Here is a 4827-nt window from a genome sequence, read left to right as displayed (position 1 = left end):
GCCGCGGCGGCCGCCGCAGCACCGGCGGGCGCGCCGCGGCGGCCGGCCCGGACCGTGCCCTTGGCGCCGAACAGGTCGCTGCGGATCACTTGGACCGCGACGATCACGAACAGCCACAGCACGGCCAGGAAACCCAGCCGCATGACTGTCAGAGTCAGTTCGGACACCGCTGCTCGCCCTACCCCTCGACCTGTCGGTAGATGATCGTCGTGGAGCCCACGACGATCCGCGAGCCGTCGCGGAGCGTAGCGCGCTGGGTGTGCTGGCCGTCCACCACGATGCCGTTGGTGGACCCCAGGTCGAGCACCATGGCCGGGTTCCCGGGCCGGATCTCGGCGTGCTTGCGGGAGACCCCGGGGTCGTCGATCCGCACGTCGGCCTCGGTCGAGCGGCCCAGCACGCAGGCGCTGCCGGTGATCTGGTGCCGGGTGCCGTTCACCTCGATCCAGCGCCGGGTGCCGGCCGCGGTGCCGGACCCCGGGAACGGGCGGACGTTGTTCGCCGGCGGGGTGCTGGGCGCCGGTGCGGGCGCGCTCGGCGGCACGGGTGCGCCGGCGTACGTCGGCTGGGCGGTGCCCTGCGACCAGGGCGTGCCGTAGCCGGGCTGCGGGGCCGCCTGGTAGGCGGCGGGCTGCTCGGGCTGCTCGCTGGCCAGGGTGCGGCTGCGCACCCGGTACAGGCCGGTGTCCAGGTCGTCGGCGCGCTCCAGGTTCACCTGCAGCGGCCCGAGGAAGCTGTACCGCTGTGCCTCGGCGTACTCCAGCACCATGCCGGCCAGCTCCTGGCCGAGCTGTCCGGCGTACGGGCTGAGCCGCTCGTGGTCGTGCGGGCTGAGCTCGACGATGAAGTCGTTCGGCACCACGGTGCGCTCGCGGTTCCAGATGGTGGCGTTGTTGTCGCACTCGCGCTGCAGCGCACCGGCGATCTCCACCGGCTGGACCTCGGACTTGAACACCTTGGCGAAGGTGCCGTTCACGAGACCCTCAAGCCGCTGTTCGAACTTCTTCAGGACTCCCACGGGGCAACCCCCTTCCAAGGGTTCTCGGGCTGGCGGGCCGGGCCTCCAGGGCCCGATTGCGGTACTTCCGTACTGATCGTATCCACGCCGCGGCCATCTGTACGGTTCCCCGGCCACGACAGGTACCCCCGTCGCCCGGCCCTCACCCCTGGCTCACCCGTTCGTCCCTTCCCGGCCGCCCGGGCCCGGGACGGGCGGGAGCCTGCCCGGCGGGCGCTCCGGTGGCGGGCCGCGGAGAGCTGTGCAGGCCGCGGCGGGGAATGGATTCGTAGGTTCCCCGGGGAGCGTGCTAATGTTTTCCATGTCGGAAGGGGCGCCCGAGAGGGAGCCGAAACCGGCCGGGAGAGAAGGACTCGGGTCCACACCGATGAGCTCTCACCCGGACGATCGGCTAGCATCAACGACAACACCCATGCGCGGGTGGCGGAATAGGCAGACGCGCTGGATTCAGGTTCCTGTCCCCCATTGGGGGGGGGGTTACAACCCCCCCCTCGCCCCCCAGAGACGCCGGAAAGTCCGAAAGGACTGACCGGCTTCGATGTTTTTCCGCCGGGCGTTCGTGGACCGGGCGGTGCGGCAGGGATCCCGGGCTTCGGACCTCAGGCTTCGCCGCGTTCCTCCTCCGGGCTGTGCTCCAGCCGGATCCCGTGGGTGGCGGCCAGCCGGAGCAGTCCGGAGATCCGGCCCTGACTGGCCTGTATCCCGTCCAGGTCGCCCTCGGACTTGGCCTCGACCAGATCGTGTCGGGCCTGGGTCAGCTGGGCACGCAGTTCTTCTTCGAACATGGCGGTCACCTGACCAGCATGGGCGCGGGTGGGGGATTCCTCAACCGTCCCGACCCGGCGCCGCACTACTTCCGGTGATCGCGATCGGCCATCCGGTGGCCGACCCGGCTGCGCAGCTGCTGGCTGAGCGCGGTGAAGCCGGCCGCCAGGAAGACCAGGGTGTAGCCGATCTGCAGGATCACCACGATGCGGGACGCCTGGCCGGTCGGGGTGATGTCCCCGTAGCCGACCGTGGCCATCGTCACCACGGTGAAGTAGAGCGCGTCGAGCCGGGTGTGCAGGCCGTTGAACTCGCCCGGCTGGCGCGACAGCGAGACGTAGGTCGCGGAGAAGATGAACAGCGCCAGGGCGGAGACCGCGGCGATCACCAGGGCCGGCCGGCCCCGGTCGGACTGCATCACCACCAGCCGGACCTGACTGAGCAGCACCACCGCCAGCACGGTCAGCGCCGCGACGAAGACGGTCCAGCTGAACTGCGGGTGCTCCGGGCCGAAGACGCCGATCGGGACCGTGAAGTAGAGCAGCCCGAGGACCAGCGGCCCGGCCGAGACCAGCAGCCAGGGCCAGAGCGCGGGACGGTTCGGCGGTCGTGCCATGGCCACCACCCTGGCCCCGGCGGGCCGGGACGGCTCGGGCTGCTGGGCCGTCGGAGGGACGGGGGCGGTAGGTTGACGCCATGAAGGAGGCCGACACCATCGCCGTGGTCGCGCTCGGCGGTGTGCTCGGGGCCGAGGCCCGCTACGGGCTCGGCCTGCGCTGGCCCACCCCGGTCGGCGTGTTCCCGTGGACCACGCTGCTGATCAACGCGCTCGGCTGCCTGGTGATCGGCGTCTTCCTGGTGGCGATCACCGAGGGGCGCCCGGCGCACCGGCTGGTCCGGCCGTTCGTCGGCACCGGCGTGCTGGGCGGCTTCACCACCTTCTCCACGTACTGCATGGACGTGCACCGGCTCTTCGACGCGCACCGCCCCGGGGTGGCCGTCGGCTACCTGGGCGCGACCCTGGCGGCCGCGCTGGGCGCGGTGGCCCTCGGCGCGGCCGGCACCCGGCGGGTGCTGACCGCCCTGCGGGGAGCGCGCGGGTGAACGGGGCGCTGCTGGTGGCGGGCGGCGCCGCGGTGGGCGCACCGCTGCGCTACCTGGTGGACCGGGCGGTGCGGGCCCGGCGCGACCCGCTGCTGCCCTGGGGCACCTTCGCCGCCAACGTGCTGGGCTCGGTGGTGCTGGGACTGGTGACCGGTGCGGTGCAGGCGCACGGAGCGTCGCCGCAACTGCAACTGCTGGTCGGCACCGGGTTCTGCGGCGCGCTGACCACCTACTCGACCTTCAGCTACGAGACGCTGCGGCTGGCCGAGAGCGGGGCGCGCCGACTCGCGGCGGTCAACGTGGCCGGCTCGCTGGCGGCCGGGATGGCGGCGGTCTACGCCGGCACCTGGCTGGCCGACCTGCTGCTCTGACGGTCGGTCGGCGGGTGACGGCCGGTCGGCGGACGGCCGGTCAGAGCGTCAGCTCGCTCCCGATCCGGCGGGCGTGGTGGCGGGCCATGGCCAGGTTGGACCGGGACCGGTCCAGCACCAGGTAGAGGAAGAGCCCCTGGCCGCCGGGGCCAGTGAGCGGCCGGATCAGGTGGTACTGGTGGGTCAGCGTGGTGAGGATGTCCTCCATCCCCTCGCTGCGCCCCTGCAGTTCGACGGAGCGCGCGGTGGCCCGCACCACGTCGGTGCTGCCGGCGGCGGCCAGGGCCAGGTCCAGGTCGGCGGCGTGCCCCAGGGTCCCCAGCGCCATCCCGCTGCCCGTGTCCACCAGCGCCGCTCCGAGCGCGCCCTCGATGCTCAGCGCCTCTTTCAGCGCGCTTTCGACTCCGGCCATCTCGACCTCCCGACTGATCGTTCCGGACACGGACGAGCGTAGGGAGGGGGCGAAGTCGGACCGCCGGGCCGAGCGGAATTGATCGACCATGACCTGGTCGTCCCCGTTCGCGGTCAGGTTGCCGTGGCGATCGTGAACGGTACTGACCACGAGCGGCCACATCGTGGATATAGCTGACGATATTGATGCCGTTCTCCGCCGATCGCGACCGTGCGACCGGCCTTGGCCGGGCCCGGCGGCAGCGGCAGGATGGGTGGTCGAACGAGGGAGAGGCGGCGAGGGTGACCGGGCGGCTGCGGTGGTGGCGGGGGACCGAGGGGGCGCGGGCGGCGGTCCTGCTGCTGCACGGCGGGCGGGAGGCCAGCACCGCGGCGGCCCGGCCCTGGCGCCCCGAGCCGCTGCGGATGGACGCGTTCCTGCGGCCGCTGGCCCGGGCCACCCGGGGCGGGGCGGTGGCGCTGGGCCTGGTCCGGTACCGGTACCGGGGGTGGAACGGGGAGCGGGCGGACGCGCTGGCGGACGTGCTGGCGGCGCTGGACGAGGTGCAGGCGCTCCTCGGACCGGTGCCGGTGGTGCTGCTGGGCCACTCGATGGGCGGCCGGGCGGCCCTGCGCGCGGCCGGGCACCCCGCGGTCACCGGGGTGGTGGCGCTGGCGCCCTGGTGCCCGGCCGGGGACCCGTGCGAGCAACTGGCCGGGCGCCGGCTGGTCACCCTGCACGGGGACCGGGACCGGGTGACCGACCCCGCCGACACCGTGCGGTTCGCGACCCGGGCCCGGGCCGCCGGGGCGTCGGTGGCCGGCATCACGGTGACCGGGGCGGACCACGCGATGCTGCGCCGGGCCCGGGACTGGCACCGCGGCGCCGCCGAACTGAGCGCCGCGCTGCTGCGGCTGCGCCCGCTGCCCGGGCCGGTGGCCGCCGCCCTGGAGCTGCCCGCCGGCGTGCCGGACGGGCTGCGGCTGCCGCTGCCGGCCGGCTCCCGTGGCTGGCCGGACCGGGAGTGCCCGCACCCGGTGGCGTGAAGCCCTGGAACGGGAACGGCCGGGAACGGGGAACGGCCGGCCCCGCCGTCGTGGCGGGGCCAGCCGTCGAGCCGGAGGCTCAGGCGTTCACGCAGGGGTTGCCGGAGGCCGGGTTGGCAATGCTGACCACGC

At 73.9% G+C, this 4827-nt stretch carries 7 protein-coding genes and 1 pseudogene; 3 read left to right on the top strand and 5 right to left on the bottom strand.

Annotated elements, in window-relative coordinates; translation table 11 throughout:
• From ACFW1A_RS38630 to ACFW1A_RS38615, 4 genes and pseudogenes are all read right to left on the bottom strand, one after another.
• Window positions 1–167, bottom strand: a pseudogene (locus tag ACFW1A_RS38630) (FHA domain-containing protein); the annotation flags it as partial.
• Window positions 168–178: 11 nt separating this feature from the next.
• Window positions 179–1018 (bottom strand): FhaA domain-containing protein, encoded by an 840-nt coding sequence (locus ACFW1A_RS38625; RefSeq protein ID WP_380418033.1) that lies wholly within the window; start codon window positions 1016–1018, stop codon window positions 179–181.
• Window positions 1019–1617: 599 nt separating this feature from the next.
• Window positions 1618–1812 (bottom strand): hypothetical protein, encoded by a 195-nt coding sequence (locus ACFW1A_RS38620; RefSeq protein WP_380418030.1) that lies wholly within the window; start codon window positions 1810–1812, stop codon window positions 1618–1620.
• A 56-nt stretch (window positions 1813–1868) separates the two neighbouring features.
• A complete protein-coding gene (locus ACFW1A_RS38615) occupies window positions 1869–2399 on the bottom strand; it encodes a potassium channel family protein (RefSeq protein WP_380418027.1) in 531 nt (176 codons plus the stop codon).
• A gap of 80 nt (window positions 2400–2479) precedes the next feature.
• Here ACFW1A_RS38615 and ACFW1A_RS38610 point away from each other — a divergent pair, with 80 nt between their 5' ends.
• Both ACFW1A_RS38610 and crcB read left to right on the top strand, forming a co-directional pair.
• The gene (locus ACFW1A_RS38610) at window positions 2480–2887 is read left to right on the top strand and encodes a fluoride efflux transporter FluC (protein WP_380418025.1); all 408 of its coding nucleotides are present in this window, start codon (window positions 2480–2482) and stop codon (window positions 2885–2887) included.
• The gene (gene crcB / locus ACFW1A_RS38605; protein WP_380418022.1) at window positions 2884–3258 is read left to right on the top strand and encodes a fluoride efflux transporter CrcB; all 375 of its coding nucleotides are present in this window, start codon (window positions 2884–2886) and stop codon (window positions 3256–3258) included. Before ACFW1A_RS38610 ends, crcB begins: the two co-directional genes overlap by 4 nt.
• Before the next feature lie 40 nt (window positions 3259–3298).
• On the opposite strand, the gene ACFW1A_RS38600 is transcribed toward crcB, so the two are convergent.
• Window positions 3299–3670, bottom strand: a complete 372-nt coding sequence (locus ACFW1A_RS38600; protein WP_380418020.1) for a hypothetical protein — start codon at window positions 3668–3670, stop codon at window positions 3299–3301.
• A gap of 281 nt (window positions 3671–3951) precedes the next feature.
• Here ACFW1A_RS38600 and ACFW1A_RS38595 point away from each other — a divergent pair, with 281 nt between their 5' ends.
• Window positions 3952–4695 carry an alpha/beta hydrolase gene (locus tag ACFW1A_RS38595; RefSeq protein ID WP_380418017.1) on the top strand — a complete coding sequence of 248 codons (744 nt, stop codon included), beginning with the start codon at window positions 3952–3954 and terminating at the stop codon, window positions 4693–4695.
• The last annotated feature ends 132 nt before the right edge of the window (window positions 4696–4827 follow it).

The sequence above is a fragment of the Kitasatospora sp. NPDC058965 genome (assembly GCF_042741245.1).
GTDB lineage: Bacteria > Actinomycetota > Actinomycetes > Streptomycetales > Streptomycetaceae > Kitasatospora.
This window is presented reverse-complemented; position numbering and strand designations above follow the sequence as displayed.